This is a genomic window from Devosia sp., assembly GCF_041917035.1.
Classification (GTDB): Bacteria; Pseudomonadota; Alphaproteobacteria; order Rhizobiales; family Devosiaceae; genus Devosia_A.
In genome coordinates, this window is sequence record NZ_JAYRYM010000444.1 from 1 (window position 1) to 1,623 (window position 1,623).

Consider the following 1,623-nt stretch of genomic DNA (forward strand, 5'->3'; position numbering starts at 1 on the left):
TGAGCACGGTGACGGCGGTCGAGAGCCGGATCCGCCGGGTGAGCGCCGCCGCCGCCGCGAGGATGGTCACCGGGGCCGAGGCGACGAAATCCGGGCGGTGGTGTTCGCCGAGCCCGTAGAAGTCGAGCCCCAGTTCGTCGGCGAGGCGGATTTCCTCGAGCAGGTCGCCCAGCCGCTCGGCCGGGGACTGCAGTCGGCCGCCATTGAGCGGATCGGGGGTATTCTCGGCAAACGAATAGAGGCCGAACTGCATGAGGGGCTCCCGGGTGGTCGCGCCCTAGATGGCGGGCGCGACCTGCCGGTGCAAGAGCGCACAGCCGTGTGACCGGGCGCCCGCTCGCCCTAGACGTTGCTCGACGAGGTGAGGTCCGCCGAGGCCAGCGGCGGATGGCCGGCGGTGCGGTGGATTTCGGCGACGAGGCCGGGATCGAGCCGCAGCCGGCCGGCGAGCGTCGTCAGGTAGTTGCGCTCGGTCTCGGTGTCGGGGTGCATGGCGACCAGCGAGGCGGCGTAGATCTCGGCCGCATGCTCGGGCGTGTCGGCGCCGGCGACGACGGCGTCGAGGTTCAGCGGACCCGACAGCTCGTCGAAGACGAAGGCCTTCTCGTCGGCGGAAAGCGGCATGGTCTCGAGGCGCTTGAAGATGCGCTGCTTCTCGTCCGCGTCGATCTGCCCGTCGGCCTTGGCGGCGGCGATCATGGCGCGCACCAGCTTCTTGCCCAGGTCCTCGGCGGCGGCGCCGGCCTGGGGCGGCGGGGTGAAGGCGTCGGGATTGGCGGGCGCGGTGTTGCCCTGCTGCTTCTGGTAGTTCTGCCAGGCCGAATAGGCCAGCCCGCCGATGGCGGCGACGGCGCCGACCTTGGCGGCATTGCCGACCAGCTTGCCCAGGCCTCCGCCGCTCAGCAGCATGCCGGCGGCGAGGCCGGCGGCACCGGTCATGGCGGTGCGCTGGGCATTGGGGTCGGTCTGCAGGGCCTTGATGATGCCATCGATGTTGAACATGCCGCGGGCTCCGGTCTCGTGATTGCGTACGCGCGGGGAGGTGGTGCGCCGGGGCCGCGCCTGCAAGGGGTGCGACGGGTTGCCTTTCGCGATGCGGCCGGTAGGCTCGTGGCGACAACGGAGGCCGGACGGATGGCGACGGGACTGGACGAGATCGACTACCGGCTGCTCGACCTGCTGCAGGACGATGACCGGCTTCCGGTGGCCGAACTGGGCAAGATCCTCGGCGTCGCGCCGTCGACGCTCAACGACCGTATCCGCCGGCTGGTCAAGCAGGGCGTGATCACCGGGTTTCACGCCCGGGTGGACCCGGAGAAGGTCGGGCTCGACCTGTTGGCCTTCATCTATGTGGGCTGGAGCGATCCGGCCACCGAACAGCGCTTCCTCGCCGCCATCGCCCGGACGCCCGAGGTGATCGAGGCGCATCACGTCACCGGCGCCTGGAACTACCTGATGAAGGTGCGGCTTCGCACCACCCGCGATCTCGAGGGCTTTCTCGCCGGCGTGCTGAAGGAGGTGCCGGGGTTGCAGCGGACCGAGACGCAGATCGTCCTGTCCTCGCCCAAACAGACCTGCCGCGTCGGGCTGCCGCGCGGCTGACTGCAGAGGCCCCGGCACGGG

At 70.5% G+C, this 1,623-nt stretch carries 3 protein-coding genes; 1 reads left to right on the forward strand and 2 read right to left on the reverse strand.

What is annotated here, in order from left to right; genetic code table 11:
* Window positions 1-253, reverse strand: a 253-nt coding sequence (locus ACE3TU_RS22120) for an LLM class flavin-dependent oxidoreductase (RefSeq protein WP_374628009.1), incomplete at its 3' end; no start/stop codon positions are given.
* Window positions 254-342: 89 nt separating this feature from the next.
* Window positions 343-1,002, reverse strand: a complete 660-nt coding sequence (locus tag ACE3TU_RS22125; protein ID WP_374628010.1) for a tellurite resistance TerB family protein — start codon at window positions 1,000-1,002, stop codon at window positions 343-345.
* A 132-nt stretch (window positions 1,003-1,134) separates the two neighbouring features.
* Here ACE3TU_RS22125 and ACE3TU_RS22130 point away from each other — a divergent pair, with 132 nt between their 5' ends.
* Entirely contained in the window at window positions 1,135-1,602 is a 468-nt protein-coding gene (locus ACE3TU_RS22130) for an Lrp/AsnC family transcriptional regulator (RefSeq protein WP_374628011.1), read from the forward strand.
* Window positions 1,603-1,623: the final 21 nt, after the last annotated feature.

Coding starts and splice junctions, on each gene's coding strand:
- ACE3TU_RS22125 (WP_374628010.1), bottom strand. CDS start 1,002: ATGTTCAACATCGATGGCATCATCAAGGCCCTGCAGACCGACCCCAAT.
- ACE3TU_RS22130 (WP_374628011.1), top strand. CDS start 1,135: ATGGCGACGGGACTGGACGAGATCGACTACCGGCTGCTCGACCTGCTG.